The organism is Corynebacterium sp. UMB8791, assembly GCF_054166365.1.
This window is the reverse complement of record NZ_JBSZCG010000186.1, coordinates 15890-33355: the sequence shown is the minus strand read 5'-3', so window position 1 is coordinate 33355 and position 17466 is coordinate 15890. Positions and strand designations below refer to the sequence as shown.

At 60.4% G+C, this 17466-nt stretch carries 14 protein-coding genes; 4 read left to right on the top strand and 10 right to left on the bottom strand.

Going from position 1 to position 17466, the window contains the following annotated elements; all coding sequences use genetic code 11:
- Positions 1 to 33: 33 nt before the first annotated feature.
- Entirely contained in the window at positions 34 to 2199 is a 2166-nt protein-coding gene (locus ACXIUA_RS11850) for an acyltransferase family protein (RefSeq protein WP_457976929.1), read from the top strand.
- Between the two features lie 64 nt (positions 2200 to 2263).
- Here the strand turns inward: ACXIUA_RS11850 and ffh are convergent, their stop codons facing one another.
- Positions 2264 to 3865, bottom strand: a complete 1602-nt coding sequence (gene ffh / locus ACXIUA_RS11845) for a signal recognition particle protein (RefSeq protein ID WP_070478854.1) — start codon at positions 3863 to 3865, stop codon at positions 2264 to 2266.
- A 95-nt stretch (positions 3866 to 3960) separates the two neighbouring features.
- Complete coding sequence (gene ftsY / locus ACXIUA_RS11840) at positions 3961 to 5544, bottom strand: signal recognition particle-docking protein FtsY (protein ID WP_457976928.1); 1584 nt, start codon at positions 5542 to 5544, stop codon at positions 3961 to 3963.
- Positions 5545 to 5622: 78 nt separating this feature from the next.
- On the opposite strand from ftsY, the gene ACXIUA_RS11835 reads away from it, so the two are divergent.
- Entirely contained in the window at positions 5623 to 6147 is a 525-nt protein-coding gene (locus ACXIUA_RS11835; RefSeq protein WP_070362267.1) for an META domain-containing protein, read from the top strand.
- A gap of 15 nt (positions 6148 to 6162) precedes the next feature.
- On the opposite strand, the gene smc is transcribed toward ACXIUA_RS11835, so the two are convergent.
- From smc to ACXIUA_RS11800, 7 genes are all read right to left on the bottom strand, one after another.
- Positions 6163 to 9627, bottom strand: a complete 3465-nt coding sequence (smc, locus tag ACXIUA_RS11830) for a chromosome segregation protein SMC (protein ID WP_457976927.1) — start codon at positions 9625 to 9627, stop codon at positions 6163 to 6165.
- A gap of 10 nt (positions 9628 to 9637) precedes the next feature.
- A complete protein-coding gene (locus ACXIUA_RS11825; RefSeq protein WP_071572497.1) occupies positions 9638 to 9922 on the bottom strand; it encodes an acylphosphatase in 285 nt (94 codons plus the stop codon).
- A gap of 3 nt (positions 9923 to 9925) precedes the next feature.
- A complete protein-coding gene (locus tag ACXIUA_RS11820) occupies positions 9926 to 11461 on the bottom strand; it encodes an alanine/glycine:cation symporter family protein (protein ID WP_256005139.1) in 1536 nt (511 codons plus the stop codon).
- A gap of 28 nt (positions 11462 to 11489) precedes the next feature.
- On the bottom strand, positions 11490 to 12326 hold the full coding sequence (gene mutM / locus ACXIUA_RS11815; protein WP_288792003.1) for a bifunctional DNA-formamidopyrimidine glycosylase/DNA-(apurinic or apyrimidinic site) lyase: 837 nt from the start codon (positions 12324 to 12326) through the stop codon (positions 11490 to 11492).
- Positions 12327 to 12329: 3 nt separating this feature from the next.
- A complete protein-coding gene (rnc, locus tag ACXIUA_RS11810; protein ID WP_457976926.1) occupies positions 12330 to 13115 on the bottom strand; it encodes a ribonuclease III in 786 nt (261 codons plus the stop codon).
- Complete coding sequence (locus ACXIUA_RS11805; protein WP_070362261.1) at positions 13112 to 13648, bottom strand: YceD family protein; 537 nt, start codon at positions 13646 to 13648, stop codon at positions 13112 to 13114. The genes rnc and ACXIUA_RS11805 overlap by 4 nt, the downstream gene beginning before the upstream one ends.
- A gap of 63 nt (positions 13649 to 13711) precedes the next feature.
- Positions 13712 to 14443, bottom strand: a complete 732-nt coding sequence (locus ACXIUA_RS11800; protein WP_070363481.1) for a DivIVA domain-containing protein — start codon at positions 14441 to 14443, stop codon at positions 13712 to 13714.
- A 74-nt stretch (positions 14444 to 14517) separates the two neighbouring features.
- Between ACXIUA_RS11800 and ACXIUA_RS11795 the strand changes: the two genes are divergently transcribed.
- The gene (locus tag ACXIUA_RS11795; protein WP_256000299.1) at positions 14518 to 15642 is read left to right on the top strand and encodes a glycerate kinase family protein; all 1125 of its coding nucleotides are present in this window, start codon (positions 14518 to 14520) and stop codon (positions 15640 to 15642) included.
- Here ACXIUA_RS11795 and ACXIUA_RS11790 read toward each other — a convergent pair.
- Positions 15612 to 16010, bottom strand: a complete 399-nt coding sequence (locus tag ACXIUA_RS11790; protein ID WP_070362260.1) for a hypothetical protein — start codon at positions 16008 to 16010, stop codon at positions 15612 to 15614. The genes ACXIUA_RS11795 and ACXIUA_RS11790 overlap by 31 nt on opposite strands.
- A gap of 39 nt (positions 16011 to 16049) precedes the next feature.
- On the opposite strand from ACXIUA_RS11790, the gene ACXIUA_RS11785 reads away from it, so the two are divergent.
- The gene (locus ACXIUA_RS11785) at positions 16050 to 17372 is read left to right on the top strand and encodes a DUF4921 family protein (RefSeq protein WP_176754849.1); all 1323 of its coding nucleotides are present in this window, start codon (positions 16050 to 16052) and stop codon (positions 17370 to 17372) included.
- The last annotated feature ends 94 nt before the right edge of the window (positions 17373 to 17466 follow it).

Sequence of the window (17466 nt, the reverse complement as noted above, 5' to 3'; positions counted from 1 at the left end):
GAAACAATCTGAGAGTACACGAGGTTTTTCAGCATGCCTGCACCGAGCACGAAACGCTCAACCGCATACCGCGTCGACCTTGACGGGCTTCGAGGCTTTGCTATCGCACTAGTCGTCTTGTTCCACGTCTACGTCGGCCGAGTCTCAGGCGGCGTCGACGTCTTCTTGCTGCTGTCTGGATACTTCTTCCTCGGCGGCCAGATCCGCTACGCAATGCGCCCAAACCCAAGCCTCAACCCCTGGTGGCCACTGTGGCGCACTATTCGACGCCTCGTTCCAGCACTTGCGCTCACTGTCCTGGCAACCATGCTTGGCGTGATGCTGCTCGCCCCCGAGCTGATGGGCGTGGAACTCTCCAAGCAGTTCACAGCGTCCATGCTGTACTACCAAAACTGGGAGCTGATCGCCCAAGATGCGGATTATGCGGCGGCAAGCCAGGACACGTCTCCGTTGCAACACCTGTGGTCAATGAGTGTGCAGGGCCAGTTCTACGTTTTCGCGATTTTGTTGGGGACGCTGCTGGCCTTCTTGATCTGGAAGTGCAAAGTCCCGGCTGTCATCGCCAAGCGAGGCGCGATCACGCTGCTCGCCATTATCACCGTTGCTTCGTTCGCATACGCTGCGCGCTTCGGCTTCGTCGGTACGGGCCAGAACTACTACTCCACCTTCTCCCGTGCGTGGGAGCTCGCGCTCGGTGGGTTGCTTGCCTTCGTGCCAACCAGCCGTTTCCTGCCACAGCGCACAGCCGCGTGGACTGCGGGCCTTGGCGTTGTGATGATTTCGATTACCGGCATCGTCGTCACCACTTCACTCGCGTTCCCCGGCCCTGTCACGCTGCTGCCACTCACTGGCGCCGCGCTGATTGTCATGAGTGGCAACCAGAACTCGGTCTCAAACATTCTGGCGTCGAAGCCGATGACGTGGCTAGGCAGCATCGCCTATTCCCTCTATCTTTGGCACTGGCCGTTGCTCATCATTGTCACCCTTGCTGGGGGGTTCGGGACTCCTCCGTGGTGGGTTGGCACCCTCGTCATCGCGGTTTCGCTCGGACTCGCACACGTCACACACCTGCTGGTAGAAGACCCGCTGCGTCAACACCGCAAGCGCCCGCAATCGACCGATACACCGGTTATCGACGCCCGCTCGACGCTGCGCACCCGCACCGGCATTGGCCGCGCAGGCGGCGGCGTGCTGGTTTCCGTGCTCGTTGCCACTATTTTTGCAATCCAACCGCTTTGGAATCAGCGCATCGAGGACGCAGACCGCGATCTTCCGGAGGACCTTTACCCGGGCGCCCTCGCCATTGCTGGTGCTGAAGTCCCAGACGTCAAGCCGCAGCCCGATCCCGCCCTGATTGCGGGCATCTACCCACCTATCGGCGTAGACGAGTGCATGATCATGATCCCCCAACCGGCAACGGACATGCCTCGTCCCGACTGCCAGTACGGCGACCTCGAGTCCGACGTCACTGTAGTGATGACCGGTGGGTCCCACATCGAGCCGTACGTCGTGCCCCTCGACAAGCTCGGGAAAGAGCACCACTTCCGGGTCATTCCGTACGTACGGCAGGAGTGCCCGATTGTCATCGGCGGTGCCGACAGAGACGAGTTCGTCAGCGATGTATGCGCTCAATGGTCGGAGCTTGCGTTCCAGAGCATCGTCGAGATGAACCCGGACCTGGTGATTTCAAACTCCACACGCCCCGAGGGCCACGCGGGCGGTGCAGCGTTTTCCACGGACAAGGTCCCCGACGCCTACGCGAACCTGTGGCAGAACTTCGCCTACTACGGCGTCCCGTTCGTTGGTTTGCGCGATAACCCATGGATGTTCACCCCAGAAGGCGATCCTATGGACCCGAACCTCTGCATCGTTGCTGGCGCCTCCGAACGCGACTGCTCAGCACTGCGCAGCACAATCTACGGGCCCGAGGACCCAGCAACCTCGTACCTCTTGCCCGAGAATCACCAGTGGTCTATCGATACCGCTGACTGGTTCTGCGACGACAAGTTTTGCCCGCCACAGCGTGGCAACGTGTACATCTACCGCGACCAGAACCACATCTCGAACGCCTACGCAGCAACGCTCGCTCCGCTTCTGTGGGCTGAGCTGATGCCGATCTTCGAAGAGCTAGGCCTGCTCCCGGGGCCCGCCACGGATCCCACACCGAGCTTGGAGATGGACGCACCCGCTACGCAGTAGCGTGCGAGCACGATAGCAAAGGGCCGGTACGGATGCCCGTACCGGCCCTTCAGTGTTTTGCTGACTACTTCTTCTTGCCCATGCGCTTCATCGCTGCGCCGAAGTCAAGATTGTTGAGGTCAAGCCCCTCCATACCCGGAGGAAGTTGTTCCTGCATCTTCTGCAGATCCTCCATGCCAGGCATGCCCGGCATCTGTGGCATGCCCGGCATCTTCGGGCCTCCACCACGGCGCTTCGCGGGCTTGCGCTTCCCGTTCTTGCCCCTGCGTCCCTTGGGCTTCTTCTTTGTCGCGGAGCGTCCGCCACCCATGCCCGGCATTCCTGGTAGGCCGAACTGGTTGGCCATCGCGCCCATCATCTTCTTCGCCTCAAAAAAGCGTTCAACGAGCTGGTTAACGTCAGAGACTTTCACGCCTGAACCAGCAGCGATGCGCTTCCTGCGCGACGCATTGAGAATCTTCGGGTTCGCGCGTTCCTCAGGAGTCATACCGCGGATGATTGCCTGGATGCGGTCCAGCTGCTTCTCATCAACCATGTCCGCCATCTGGTTCATCTGCTTGCCGCCAGGCATCATCTTGAGCAGATTGCCGATCGGGCCCATGCGGCGGATCATCAGCATCTGGTTCAGGAAGTCTTCAAGCGTGAGCTCCCCAGTGCCGAGTCGGCTCGCGGCCTCCTCAGCTTCCTTCTGGTCGAAGACGGTCTCTGCATGCTCAATGAGTGAGAGCAGGTCGCCCATACCGAGGATGCGACTCGACATGCGCTCCGGGTGGAAGACATCAAAGTCGTCGAGCTTCTCACCGGTGGACGCGAACAGGATCGGCTTGCCGGTGACTTCGCGAATGGACAGAGCTGCACCACCGCGAGCGTCACCGTCGAGCTTCGTCAGCACAACGCCGGTAAAGTCCACGCCGTCTGCGAAGGCCTGCGCAGTCGTGACCGCGTCCTGACCGATCATCGCATCGATCACAAACAGGACTTCATCAGGCTGGACTGCATCACGGATGTTGCGCGCCTGCGTCATCAGCGTTTCGTCAATACCCAAACGGCCCGCGGTATCGATGATCACCACGTCGTGCTTGTTTTGCTTCGCGTGCTCAATACCAGCCTGCGCCACCGCGACGGGGTCGCCGTGGGAAGTGCCCATCTCGTGCTCAAACGAGTCTATGGACGTGCCAGGATCCGGAGCGAACGTTGCAACCTCGGCGCGCTCACCCACAATCTGGAGCTGTTGCACCGCGCCCGGGCGCTGGAGGTCACAGGCCACCAGCAGCGGTGTGTGTCCTTGTTTTGCCAGGTGGCGGGACAGCTTACCTGCCAGGGTGGTCTTACCAGCACCCTGTAGACCTGCCAGCATGATGACGGTCGGCGGTGTCTTTGCAAAGTTGAGGCGTCGAGTCTCTCCGCCCAAAATGGCGGTCAGCTCCTGGTCAACAATCTTGACCACTTGCTGTGCCGGGTTCAGCGCCTCTGAAACGTCGGAGCCCAAAGCGCGCTCTTTCACGCGCTTAATGAAGGCGCGTACGACAGTCAGCGAGACGTCAGCCTCCAGCAGCGCGATCCGAATCTCACGTGCTGTGGCGTTAATGTCAGCCTCGGTGAGCTTGCCTTTGCCGCGCAAGCCTCCAAGCGCTGATTGTAAGCGGTCAGACAGTGACTCGAACACAGTGCGTTGCTCCCTTAACTAATTCATTCTTCGGTAATGAGACAGAACGCACCTAGCCTAGCGCCTTTCCGCCCAACTGTTCACATCACGCCAGGCTATCCCAGCAGAGCATCCACAAAGCTCTCTACTTCAAACGGCGCGAGGTCATCGGCGCCTTCGCCAAGACCCACAAGTTTGACCGGCACGCCCAGTTCCTCTTGTACCTGGAACACAATGCCGCCCTTCGCGGTACCGTCCAGCTTCGTCAGCACCACACCGGTGATATCGACGACCTCTCGGAACACTCGCGCCTGCGCAATGCCGTTTTGTCCAACCGTTGCATCCAGTACCAGGAGCACCTCATCAACAGTAGATTTCTTTTCGACGACCCGTTTCACCTTACCCAGCTGATCCATCAAGCCAGTCGAGGTGTGCAGACGGCCCGCTGTGTCGACAAGCACGACATCCGCACCCTCTTGCACGCCGGTCGCCACGGCGTCGAACGCGACAGAGGCAGGGTCCGCGCCTTCTGCTCCGCGGACCGTAGAGGCACCTACCCGACGCCCCCACGTCTCCAGTTGGTCTGCCGCAGCAGCGCGGAATGTATCCGCAGCGCCAAGTACCACCGAGTGGCCCATCGCTACGAGTACACGTGCAAGCTTGCCCGTCGTGGTGGTCTTACCCGTGCCGTTGACGCCGACTACCAAGATCACGGCGGGCTTGCCTTCGTTCGGCATTGCGTGAATCGAACGATCGAGCTCTGGCTTCGCGGCTTCGATCAGGGTTTCCCGCAGCATTGCGCGTGCTTCAGCCTCAGATGCCACGCCTCGCTCGGCAATCTTCTGACGCAGTGCATCGGTAATGCGCATGGTCAGATCCGCACCGATATCCGCCATGATGAGGGTGTCTTCGATCTCTTCCCACGCGTCCTCGTCGAGGTCGCCCGCGGTAAGAATGCCAAGCAGCCCTTGGCCAATCGCGTTCTGCGAGCGCGACAGGCGCCCGCGCAGCTTACCCATCCGGCCTGCGGCTGGCGCGATTGCCTCGACAGGCTCGGAGGAGACTGGTTCGCTGACAATTGCGTCCTCGGTCGGTTCGGCACCGTCTTCCAGGGCACGTTCCGCCCCGTCGACCGTTGCTGCGGCTGCGTCAGCTGCCTCTTGTGCTTCTTCGATGTCTTGGTGTTCGACGTCTGCTTCGTCGGAGGCGGGTTCTGCAGGCGCGGGCGCCTTTGGCTCTTCCGCGACCAGTGTCGGTTCCGGCTCCTTCTCAACCTCAGGTTTCGGTTCTACTGCAGGTTCAGGGTCGACCTGCGGTTCCGGTACAACCACCGGCTCAGGCTTTTCGGACTGAGTTTCCTCAACCGGCTCCGGCTCAGGCTCAGGCTCAGGCGCCGACCCGTCCTCTACAACCGGCTCAGGCTCCGGCATTGGCGCAGCCTGAGCGGGCTTCGGATCGGAGGGGGCGTCGACACGCGGGATAGGTTCCTTTTCCTTCACTCCTGCTTGAGCGAAATTAAAACCCCCCTTTGCCTGGTAGTTGCCGGACTTTTCCTGCTGGGTAAGTTCTTTCGGCTCCTCGGTCTTTTCAAAGGAAACAGACTTTGCCGATTTCCGTTTATTGCCAACAATGATGATGCCCACAATGAGAATCACGAGCACCACAGCTGCGATTGCAATCCATAACGAGTACGTAGTCATGACTTCCATAGTGCCAAAGGCGCTCAAAAACTGTGTGGAATACCCCATTTATGCCAACAACGTGGTTGAATAAGGTTTATGAATACTCCCCCATTTTTGAAGAATCTGCCACAAGACGTTGCCCAATGGATCCTGCCAGTCCTCACAACGCTGATTTCGCTGGCCGTCGGACTTGGCATCATTGCCTCAAGTGGCCAGCTTGGCAGCTCAAAGGTAGACGTGCCGAGCGTTGGCACCGACGCGCCGAAGGAGGCAGTACCAGCAACTGGTGAGGCGCTCACCACCGCGCTGAACACCACCTGGGCACCGCTGCCGTTGTATGACGGCGCTACTGTCCAATTTGTCAAGGAAGATAAGGGCTACGTGCTTGTAGGCGGTCCATGCAACGGCTACGGCGTCGGCTTCACCATTGACGAAGCAACTGGTGCGGTCTCCACGTTCAAGACGCCGACGACGAGGAAGGCATGCCCGTCTGAGGACACCATCTGGGAAAACACCACCAGCGACTTGCTGAAGCAGACCACGAGCCTGAAGGTGCTCGGCCAGGATAAACTCTTCGCAGTTGGTCCTGAGGGAACACTGGAGCTTGTTGTAAAGAACTAACCCCCGCACCCCTATTTACGCGTCCGGATCGGAGTCAGGAGCTGACCCCGCCGGGCGCATTCTTTGTGAGAGCACCCTCGTTACACCATCACCGCGCATGGTGACACCGTAGAGCACGTTCGCCACATTCATGGTCGGCTTCTGGTGCGTGATCACAATGAGCTGCGAGTCCTGCCGCAGCTCCTCGAGCAGCGCGATCAATCGGCGCAGATTCACGTCATCGAGCGCTGCCTCCACCTCGTCCAGCACGTAGAACGGGCTCGGGCGCGCTCGGAAAATCGCCACTAGAAACGCCAGAGCAGTCAGCGACTTCTCCCCACCTGAAAGCAGTGACAGCCGCTTGACGCGCTTGCCCGGTGGGCGCGCCTCGATCTCGATACCGGTAAGCAGCATGTCATCTGGTTCCGTGAGTATCAGGCGGGCTTCCCCACCGGGAAACAGCGTATGGAACACACGTGGAAACTCCTCCTCCACGTCGTGCCATGCATCCGTGAAGAGCTGCAGGATGTGGGCGTCGACATCCTCGATGACGTCGAGCAAGTCCTTTCGAGCCTGAATCACATCGGCAAGCTGGGTAGAGAGGAACGTATAGCGTTCCTCAAGCGCCTTAAACTCTTCGAGAGCCAGCGGGTTCACCTTCCCCAAAGAGCGCAAGTCTTTTTCGGCCTGGCGCAGTCGCTGGGTCTCAGTGGACTCGTCAAAGTCTTCTCCCGGCGTGAAGTTCGCGAGCAAGTCATCGACCGAAATACCGAGCGACTCGACGATCTTCTGCTGAGCTTCCTCAAGACGCACCTTCGCCTGCGACCTTGCAATGTCTGCGGCGTGCGCGCGGTCACTCAACCGATTCAGCTGCTGACGAGCAGCGCTGACCTGCGATCGCTCTTGTTGAATCCTGCCCTGCAGCGCAGCAAGCGTGCGCTGCAGCTCATCGCGCTGCGCGGTGGCTCGCTGTAATGCATCCTGGACTCGCGAGATCAGAACCTCCGTATGTTCCTTCACGGCTCCGGCGAGCAGGGCCTGGGACCGCCGACGTGCAACGGCTGCGTCATGACGCGCTTTTGCCTGGCGCTCGTTTTCCGCCTGGCGCCGCAACGCATCGCCCTTCCCCGCAATTGTCTGAGCGCGCTGTTGCGTCTCACGAGCAGCGAGAACCGCTTCCAGTTCGATCGCCTTCGCCTGCGTCAGTTGCTGGGATGCAGCATCACGGGCCTCGGGCGAAGGGCCTTCCGCAGCAGGAGTGTCGTCGATGCGAGAAAGACGCTCCTGGGTTTCCAGCAGTTGCTCACGGCGCTGAGCGAGCCGCTGCTCTGCCTCCTCAAGCTGCTGCGCGGCACGGACGCGCTCTTGCTCGGCCGTGTCCGATTGCGCAGCCAAGCGCTGATGCTCACGCTGCCACGACGCAACCACCGTGTCGTGCTCGCGCAGCGCTGCCTTCGCCGCCGCAACATTCACCCGCGCGTCCTCGGCTGCGAGCTGCGCTCCCTCAAACGTGCCCGAGAGCTCCGCCAACGCGTGCTCTGCGGTGTGTAGATCTCGCTGTGCGGCTTCAACCTGCGCACTCACCTCGACCGTAGACGCGCTCGCGATGCCTACCGACATCCAGCCTTCGCCGAATAGTGCCCCCTCTCGCGTCACAGCACGCAGTCGTGGGTCTGCCTTCACGACGTCCACGCCCTCCTGCGGCGTCTCCACTACAACAACGTCTGCTAACAGGCGCGCCACGGGGCCCGCGACCGAAACGTCGACGTCGAGGTGGTCGAGGAGCCAGTCATAGCACCCGTCGGTTTCAACACGCCACAGCGCGCCGCCGACTGCCTCAACGATGCTGGCACGATCTGCGGATTGCAGCTGCTCCACAACGTCCAAGTCGCGCTCGCCCACCAATGCCTCACTGAAGCCACCAAGCGCGGCAGCCAGCGCTCCTGCCAGGTCAGCAGGAGCCTTCACCAGTGATGCAAGCGCGGGATAACCTCCGAGCATCTCCTCCGCGGTACGTGTTGGCATTTGGTGCTGCAGCGTCTCTATCTTCGACTGCAGCGTAAACACCGCCCGCTCATGCTCGCGCTGCTGCATCTGTAGCTCCTGAAAGCGCTGCTCGGCGGCAGTGAGCTCTGAGCTTGCTTGCTCGTACTCATGGACGAGTGGCCCTCGGCGGGCTTCAAGCTCAGCAATCTTCTCCGCTACCTCCTCGGCTTCGCCGCGGGCGCTGTGGGCCCGCTCGCTGCTGAGTGAAAGCTGCTCTTCAAGCCGGGTTGCCTCTTGCTCACCTCCGAGCACGGCCTGCTGGTGCGCCTCCTCTTGCGCCACCAGCCGCACAACGCCCTCACGGCGATCCGCTACCGCCTGAATCTGCGCCACGTGTTCGCGTTCAGCTTCATCGAACGCAGCCTGGTATTCGGCAACGTCTTCCCGAACAACCTCAAGTCGCTCCGCGGCTTCCTCGGCAGCCTCAATGGCCACCTCATATTCTTCGTCCGCTGCTGCTGCCCGAGCGAGCAGCTCCTCTGGGTCTTGTCCGTGGTACTCAGTCTGCGTGTTCAGGTTGTGCGCGCGTTCCTGTGCGATGCGCAACGTCGCGTTCGCCCGTTCCTCGAGAGATGACAGTGCAAACCAAGTTTCCTGTGACTCCTGGGCACGCGGCTGTACCTCCCGTTGTTCTTCCTCGAGCTGCGCGTACTGTTCCTCAGCGCTCTCGAGCGACGCGGTCACGGTCTCGACCTGTTCTTCGAGCAGCTTCGCACTCTCGTCACTTTGTGCATGCGCTGCCTGCAGCGTGACCATCTGGTGGCCGGCGAGGCGGAGCCGGGCGTCGCGAAGCGTGGCTTGCACAGTCGCGGCGCGCTTCGCGGCTTCGGCCTGGCGCTCCAGCGGCTTGAGCTGCTTGCCAAGCTCATCTGTCAGATCCTGCAACCTGTCGACGTTGCCTTGCATCGACTGAAGCTTGCGTTGCGCCTTTTCCTTGCGACGCCGATGCTTCAGCACACCCGCAGCTTCCTCAATGAACGCTCGGCGCTCCTCAGGGCGCGACTCCAAAATCTCAGACAGCTTGCCCTGCCCGACGATGATGTGCATCTCGCGGCCAATACCGGAGTCCGACAACAGCTCCTGAATGTCCATCAGCCGGGCTTTCGAGCCGTTAATTTCGTACTCGGAGGCTCCATCACGGAACATACGTCGCGTGATCGCAACCTCCGTGAAGTCCACTGGAAGGTGCTTATCGCTGTTGTCGAAGGTGAGTGTTACCTCTGCGCGCCCTAGTGGCTTGCGATCCCCCGCTCCCGCGAAGATGACATCCTGCATCTTCCCACCGCGTAGATTCTTCGCACCCTGCTCCCCCATCACCCAGGCAAGCGCGTCGACGACGTTCGATTTACCTGAGCCGTTCGGTCCGACAACAGCGCAGATGCCGGGCTCGAACTTCATCGTCGTCGAAGAAGCGAAGGACTTAAAGCCCTTCAGCGTCAACGATTTCAAATGCATTGTGGTGAGTTTACCGTTCGTGGAAGCCTTCCGCCCCACGAGGCTCACCGTACTGCGCGACTACTATGTCCACGTGGCCCGGTCGTTGCGTTGAGGAGGGCTGTTCTTCCAGTAGTCGCTTCAGCGTATCGACGTCCCCTTCGTCGCCTTCCGCGACTACTTCAACGCGGCCGTCGACAAGATTCTTCGCATACCCCTGTAGGCCGAGCTCCAAGGCCCGGCAGCGGGTCCACCAGCGGAACCCGACGCCTTGAACGTGCCCGTGCACAAACGCGGTCATACGAATGGTGGCCATCGGCTACTTCAAACCGCCCTGCTCGTTGTCTTCACCTACGGCGCGGGCCTCGGAAGCCGTGATGCGGTCCTCCAGGCTGCGGCGCGTGACCGGGTCGGAGCCGTCCCAGAACTCTACGTTCTTGACCTCAGGCATCATGTCGCGGTGGAACACCGGGTCGATGCCCTGGACGCGCTGCTCGTTGTAGTTCTTGAGCAGCTTGATGGCGACACCCGCAAGCGGGACGATCGCGATGATGTTGATGATGGCCATCGTGCCCGCCATCGTGTCGCCAAGCGACCACACCAGCGGAATCGAGCCGAACGCTCCGAAGAACACAAAGACGATGACACCGCAGCGGAAAATGTTCAGCACCGTCTTCGAGTCCGAGAGGTACTCAATATTCGCCTGCGCAAGGTAGTAGTTACCGATCACTGACGAGAACGCCAGGAAGAAGAGAATGAACGTGATGAAGTGCGTGCCCCACGCACCCACCGTTGCCGCCAAGGCGGACTGCGTCAACGATGCACCCTGTACATCATCCAAGCCGTAGTTGATCTCAGGGCCGAGCAGCACGACGAACGCCGTAATCGAGCACACAACGAGGGTGTCGAAGTACACGCCGAGCGTCTGCACCAGTCCCTGCTTCACCGGGTGCGATACCGTCGCAGTAGCCGCTGCGTTCGGAGCGGACCCCTGGCCGGCCTCGTTCGAGAACAGACCACGGCGCATACCCCAGACAAACGCCATACCCAGCGTCGCACCACCAACCTGCTTCAGCCCCAGGGCGTGGCCGACGATCAGCGCGATCATCCCTGGAACTTCCTGAATGTTCAGAATGACTACCAGCAGGCCAACCAGGATGTAGGCGACCGCCATGAAAGGAACGACGACCTGCGTGAAGTTCGCGATACGGGTCACACCGCCGAAGATGATGGCAGAAGTCAGGGCAGCAAGGATCACTGCCACAATCAGCTTCAGCGTCATCGAGTCGGAGCCAACAGAACCGCCGACGGCCTCAACGATGGAGTTCGTCTGAATTGCGTTGTACACAAAGCCATAGGTGAACGAGAGCGCAACAGCGAAGATCACGGCGAGCGGGCGCCACCCGAGTCCGCGCGTCATGTAGTAGGCGGGACCACCGTGGTAGTTGCCGCTTTCGTCTTTCGTCTTCCACAGCTGTGCGAGCGTGGACTCAACGAACGCGGTAGCGCCACCCACAATGGCGATCATCCACATCCAGAACACTGCGCCAGGCCCGCCAACCGAGATCGCGAGAGCGACACCAGCGATGTTGCCCGTGCCCACGCGGGAAGCAGCGGAAATGGTAAACGCCTTGAACGCAGAAATACCGCCGTATTCTTCGTCCAAATCGCGCCCGTCGCGGTCTTTGCCCTTCGGGGTCTCAGTGACCGCCTTGAACATTTCCGGAAGCAGTCGGACCTGTACGAACAAGGTACGTAGCCCGAAGTAGACACCCGCAGCAAGCAGGAGCCACGGGACAATGTCCCAGATGATGCCGTTGAGAGTTCCGTCAATGAACTCGGTTGCTTTTTCCATGCGGAGAATCCTAGTCGCAATGACAGGATTATTCGCGATTTTGCTCAGGATCCTGGCATGTTGGGCAGTAATAACTCGACCGCTGGTTCACGACCGTCTTCACAATGGCGTCCCCGCAGCGGGCGCAAGGTTCACCCGCGCGCCCGTAGGCATTCAGCGAGCGGGCAAAATACCCCGAGGCACCATTGACGTTCACGTACAAGGAGTCGAAGCTCGTTCCGCCTTGTGCAAGAGCACGCTCCATGACGTCACGTGATGCGTCGAGAAGCTCGACCGCACTCTCCTGAGCGAGTGTATCTGCCCGTTGCCACGGCGCGACGCGTGCCGCCCACATTGCCTCGTCAGCGTAGATGGATCCAATACCGCTGACTACGGCCTGATTCAACAACACCGTTTTGACCGCAGATCGCTTGTGCCGCATCAACTCTGCAGTTGTATCAACGTCGAAGCCTTCCTCGAACGGGTCCATCGCAATGTGGCTTGCACGTTCTGGGATGCCATCGTCAAGCTCGCAGTACTGCCACGAGCCGAATGTCCGCTGGTCAACGAATACCAGCTCAACGTCGCCCATCCTGGCACGAATTCGCGCATGCGGGCTATCTACGCTGCCCGGCGCGCCGACGAGCATCTGGCCGCTCATTCTAAGGTGCACCAGGAGGCAGGCTCCGTCGGACAGCGTCAGCCAGAGGTACTTGCCACGGCGTCCGGTGCCCGTGACGCGGAGCCCGGGAAGAGTTGTTGCCAAATCGACGGTGTTATCCCTGACCGCCCTGGGGTGCGCGACCTCGATGCTGTCGAATGTCCTGCCAACAATGTGCTCGTTCAGGCCACGACGCACGACCTCAACTTCCGGCAGTTCGGGCATCAGCTACGCCTTGTCTTGGGTCTGCTGCTCAAGAACGAGCGCTTCCGGGTGCTTCTGAAGGAACGCCACTGCTTCCCTGGCTGCTTCTTGCTCGGCGAGCTTTTTGTTATGCGCCACTCCACGTCCGCGGTTTTCACCAAGAATGATCGCGTACGACGTAAATTCGAGGTCGTGCTCGGGGCCTTCAGACGTCGTTTCGTACTCGACCATTGGGATGCCACGTTCCGCGAGGCGTTCCTGCAGCACAGTCTTCCAGTCTTGCCTGTGGCCGTGTGCCGTCGCGTTGTGGAGCTTCTCGTGGAAGAGCTTAAGAATTACGTCGCGGGCTGCTTCGAATCCGTGCTGCCGATAGATCGCGCCAAAGAGCGCCTCCGTCGTATCGGCGAGGATGGACTCTTTGTCCCTGCCACCGGTATGCAACTCGCCTTTTCCAAGCAGCACGTACTTACCAAGCTCGATGCCACGGGCGACATCCGCCAACCCGTAGCGTGACACAATTGAGGCCCGCATCGGGGAGAGCACCGACTCGGAGCTCGAAGGGTAGATCTCGAAGAGCTTCGTGGCTACGGTCAGACCGAGCACTGCGTCTCCGAGAAACTCAAGCCGCTCGTTATTTGGCAGGTAGTCGTGCTCGTTGGCAAAGGAGCGATGCGTCAAGGCGAGTCGCAACAGTTCGTCGTCCAGCTCCACACCCAGCCACTCGAGCAGAGGCGCATGGTCTACTTCGGAGAACGCGCTGTTCCACGCTTCTTCGCCCCTGACGCGATTCTTCTTTGAACGTCGGCTCATAGGAACTTCTCCAATCCAGCCCAGCGCGGATCCACCGCGTCGGTTGCTTCGCCGCTGATGCCGTCTGGTGCCGGAACGTCGCTGTCTTCGGGGCATGCAGGCTGGCAGGTCGGGTTAAACGGCAGTGTGAGGCCAGCTTCGTCGACGAAGGCCTGCTCGAGATCAACCGTTTCTTCCACGATGCGCATGATCTCATCCCCGGATCCTGCGTCTTCCTCTACTTCTTCATCACCCTGGATGAAGTCGTCGCCGTTAGAAAACACCTGGGAGACACGCAGCGTTTCCGTCGGCTGCAGGGTGCGCAGGCAGCGTACGCACTGCCCTTCCAGTACCGCGGTCACGGTGGCGTCGACCATCACGCCAGAACCAAGCGGGGTCACGGTAGCGTCAACGGCCACCTCCTGGCCTTCCGGAATTGCGATCATCTCTGGCCCGATGCGGGAGGGAGCTGGGCCCACGTTGTGGACAACTACCGGCATGCCGTCGCCGTGCAGAGCGTCAGCTACTTGAATAATGAAAGGATTTTTAGCCATAGCAACCCAAACTCTACATCGGTTTTCTTCTGGAAGTGCTACCTGGTTTTCTCTTGTGCGTTCCTAATGCTCGCCGTAGTCGTAACGCTCCGCGCGTTGGCTGCCGCCTGAGACGCCGGCGCCACGCCGGAGCGCAGAACGGTCCTTAGATACTGTGCGAAGCACTGCGGAAAGTGACTCCTCAAACTCCGCAAGCTTGGAATCCACAAACTCGTCGCACTCCCCGCGCAGACGCGAGGACTCCGCATGCGCCTGCTCGACCAGGCGGTGCGCCTCCTCGTCTGCGCGACGCATGACCTCTGCCTCGGAAACAAGGTGTTCCTGCTGCGCCAAGCCCTCATCAATTGAGCGCTGGTATTCTTTCTGACCGTTTTCAACCAGGCGCTGAGCTTCTTCCTGTGCTCGCGCCACGGTGGCTTCCGCGTCTTCGCGTGCGCGGCTGACCATATCGCGGGAGTCCTCTTCAGCGTTGGTCACCAGCATGGTCGCGTGGGACTGGGCGTCGTCAATCATTTCTTGAGACTGCTCGTTTGCCTCATCCATAATGTGCTTCGCGTCTGCATTGGCTTGAGCCACCAAATCGTCCGCGCGTTCCTGTGCACCATGCAAGATAGCGTCCTGCCGGTCGAGGACATCTTGAGCGTCGTCCATCTCATTCGGGATTGCGTCACGAATATCGTCTAACAGCGCAAGCACTTCGTTGCGCGGCACGAGGCAAGAGCTTGATATTGGCACGCCGTAGGCCTGCTCGACGATTTGGACGAGTTCATCAAGTGCTTCAAAAACGCGATACATGTCGGTCATCGTACCCGAGAACCACTGCGCTGAGTGTGCAACACAACGGAAGGTATGCACTACACTTTGCCCTCATGGATGAAGCATTGCGTACCCCAACCACAGTCACCATCGCCCCAGACGCATTCAAAGGCACGGCGTCGGCTGAGCAGGCCGCAACGTGGATCGGAGAAGGCGTCCGCGAGATATTAAAGGACGCAACCATCAAACTCGCCCCAATGGCCGACGGCGGCGAAGGCACCTCCGAACTGTTCAAGGGCGAGCGCATCACCCTGCCCACCACGGACGCCGCGGGGCGCCTCACGGAGGCTACCTACACCTATGATGCCGCTTCAACCACAGCGTTTATCGACGTCGCTGCCGCCTCTGGGCTACCCGCCGTCGCAGATTCACCAGTTCCGTTGACCGGCGATACCTACGGCACCGGAGTGCTCATCGCCGACGCACAAACCCGTGGCGCAACACGGATCGTGCTCGGCTTGGGTGGCTCGGCAACCACCGATGGCGGCACCGGCATTCTCGTAGCCCTTGGCGCGAACCCCGTCGACGCTGAGGGCTATCAACTCAAGCCTGGCGGCGGCGACCTCGAGCGCCTCGCGGACCTCGATACCGCAAAGGTCAACATTCCCGCAGGCGCGCTCGACTGGGTACTACTCACCGATGTGGATTCGCCCGCCACGGGACCGGAAGGCTCCGCCGCTGTATTTGGACCTCAGAAGGGCGCTTCCGAAGAAGACGTGGCCAAGCTCGACCGCGGGCTGGCCAGGCTGTGCGAAGTAGCAGGTCTCGACCCCACTACTCCGGCCTTCGGGGCTGCGGGTGGAATCGCGATCGGCATCACCTGGCTATCAACGCTCCTGCACGGCGATGCCAGCCACGTCTCCATCTCCCCCGGTGCGCCCGTCATCGCGAACGCCAGCGGGCTCGCAGATCTTATCGCACAGTCCGGACTCGTCATCACCGGCGAGGGACGCTATGACGCCCAAACCGCCGCTGGCAAGGTTGCCAGCACGGTAAGCGACCTTGCCGCTGATGCAGGTGCTGTCTGCGTAATTGTGGCGGGTAGCTTCGACGCCGAACCCGCTGGTGAAGCAATCGCAGTCCCCCTTGAAAACATCGCTGACACCAGTGAGCAACTCCGCCGCGCAGGCCGCGAGGCGGCGATTCGTTACCTGAACACCTCGACGGTCCAGGGGTAAAGCGCAGGCGTCTCAAACTGGTCTTGCTGCTCCAACGCGACGGGGTCTGATGGAAGCTGCGCTCGCGGGGTCAGAATCCGCGACAGGCCCATCGCCAGGCTGTTCAGGCTCCTCGCGCCTTCAACCTCGATGTCGTAGCGCTGGAGGGCGGCACCCTCTTCTTCAGCCGAGACCTGCCTGTCCTGCACGTATGTTGCTTCCAGTTCCTCGGTGACCTCGCTAGGCAACGCTACATGCGGGGTGTACACAACATTTCCGGCAGTGAGTTTTTCGCGCCGCACCAAAATATCGATTGCGCGCTGGTACGCCTCCGCCAACTTTTCTGCCGACGCATCGGGGGCCAGCACATGGAACTGAATGATCGCCATGACGAACAGGCTAATACACCGGGGAGTAACGTAGCAGGTATGACTTTTCCAGTGCACTCGTATCGTGACGCCCTGACGACCATGGCTGACGGCACGATCAAGCAAGTCAACCCATTTTCCGGCACCGAGGTTTGGACGGTCCCAGGCAGAGGAAACCGGCCCCTTTCCCACCCCTCAGGGACCCCGCACCCGCTCAGCGATTCCGACTTTCACGAGCACTGCAACTTCTGTGACGCCCACCAGCTTCGCACCCCACCAGAGAAGTCACGCATGGTTCGCACCCGGGATGGTTGGGAGATCGTCCGCAACGCGATGCCCGAAGAGCTCGACGCCACCACCGCCGAGTTCCGCCGCGTACCGAACCTCTTCGAGATAGTCTCCTACGACTACTGGGCAAAGAACTACGGCTACAGCATGCCCCAGTCCCAGCAGGAACACATGGACCGCTACCTCGCGGACCCCGCTGGCAAGGCCCACGTCCTCGACATCGTTCGCACCCGCCTCAAGGCCTCCGGAGAGAATCCCGACCGCGACGAGGCGTCACTCTTGGAGATCGCGCCCGCGTATTTCGGCGGCGGTCACGACGTCATTATTGCTCGACGCCACTTCGTCGACGGCGCCACCGACGACACACAGCTAGCAAGCTCCGGAACACTCACCGAAGACGAGCACGGGGCTTTCTTCAAGTTCACAGTTGATTCCCTCCACGACCTCGTCGTAAAGAATCCCTACTCCCCGTACGTCGTAGTCTTCCAAAACTGGCTTGCGCCTGCTGGCGCCTCCTTCGACCACCTGCACAAGCAGCTCGTCACCGTCGACGCGCGTGGCGTGCAGGCCGAGATGGAGATTGCAAAGCTGCGCCAGAACATCAACATGTACAACGAATGGGGAGTGAACTACGCGTTCTACCACAACCTGGTGATCGCGGAGAACGACTTCGCAATCGCCATCGCAGGCATCGGGCACCGCTACCCCACTGTCTCCATCTATTCCAAGTCCGCAACCTGCGCACCTTGGGAGCAGTCGGAGCAGGAAGTGCGCGGTCTGTCGGACCTCGTGCACGCGATCCACGCAGCGATGGGACCTGAGGTCGCGTGCAACGAGGAGTGGCACTACCGGCCTGTGGATCTGGACCTTCCGATGCCATGGAGGGTGAACATTAAGTGGCGTATTTCTACACTCGCCGGGTTCGAAGGCGGCACTAAAATTTACGTCAATACGCTTTCCCCGTTTGATGTTCGTGACAAAATGGTGGACAAACTCTACCGACTCCGCGATGCCGGGAATGTGACAAAGTCGCTGCGTATTGCCACAGAATGTGCCCCGTCACGCAACTCTCTCCTCTACAACCCAGTCCTTTAGACCAAAGTTGTTTATACCTTCCTCCCAAAAGACTGGTATTACTTAATGTGATGGTAGTTAAGCAAGCACGTGCGGAGTGACGCACAGAGGGACG

Excerpts from the sequence above, each read along its gene's own strand:
- ACXIUA_RS11785 (WP_176754849.1), top strand. The coding sequence starts at position 16,050 with ATGACTTTTCCAGTGCACTCGTATCGTGACGCCCTGACGACCATGGCT.
- ACXIUA_RS11825 (WP_071572497.1), bottom strand. The coding sequence starts at position 9,922 with ATGGCCACCATTCGTATGACCGCGTTTGTGCACGGGCACGTTCAAGGC.
- ACXIUA_RS11835 (WP_070362267.1), top strand. The coding sequence starts at position 5,623 with ATGAATACTCCCCCATTTTTGAAGAATCTGCCACAAGACGTTGCCCAA.
- smc (WP_457976927.1), bottom strand. The coding sequence starts at position 9,627 with ATGCATTTGAAATCGTTGACGCTGAAGGGCTTTAAGTCCTTCGCTTCT.
- rnc (WP_457976926.1), bottom strand. The coding sequence starts at position 13,115 with ATGAGCCGACGTTCAAAGAAGAATCGCGTCAGGGGCGAAGAAGCGTGG.
- ACXIUA_RS11850 (WP_457976929.1), top strand. The coding sequence starts at position 34 with ATGCCTGCACCGAGCACGAAACGCTCAACCGCATACCGCGTCGACCTT.
- mutM (WP_288792003.1), bottom strand. The coding sequence starts at position 12,326 with ATGCCCGAACTGCCGGAAGTTGAGGTCGTGCGTCGTGGCCTGAACGAG.
- ftsY (WP_457976928.1), bottom strand. The coding sequence starts at position 5,544 with ATGACTACGTACTCGTTATGGATTGCAATCGCAGCTGTGGTGCTCGTG.
- ACXIUA_RS11820 (WP_256005139.1), bottom strand. The coding sequence starts at position 11,461 with ATGGAAAAAGCAACCGAGTTCATTGACGGAACTCTCAACGGCATCATC.
- ACXIUA_RS11795 (WP_256000299.1), top strand. The coding sequence starts at position 14,518 with ATGGATGAAGCATTGCGTACCCCAACCACAGTCACCATCGCCCCAGAC.
- ACXIUA_RS11800 (WP_070363481.1), bottom strand. The coding sequence starts at position 14,443 with ATGTATCGCGTTTTTGAAGCACTTGATGAACTCGTCCAAATCGTCGAG.
- ACXIUA_RS11790 (WP_070362260.1), bottom strand. The coding sequence starts at position 16,010 with ATGGCGATCATTCAGTTCCATGTGCTGGCCCCCGATGCGTCGGCAGAA.
- ACXIUA_RS11805 (WP_070362261.1), bottom strand. The coding sequence starts at position 13,648 with ATGGCTAAAAATCCTTTCATTATTCAAGTAGCTGACGCTCTGCACGGC.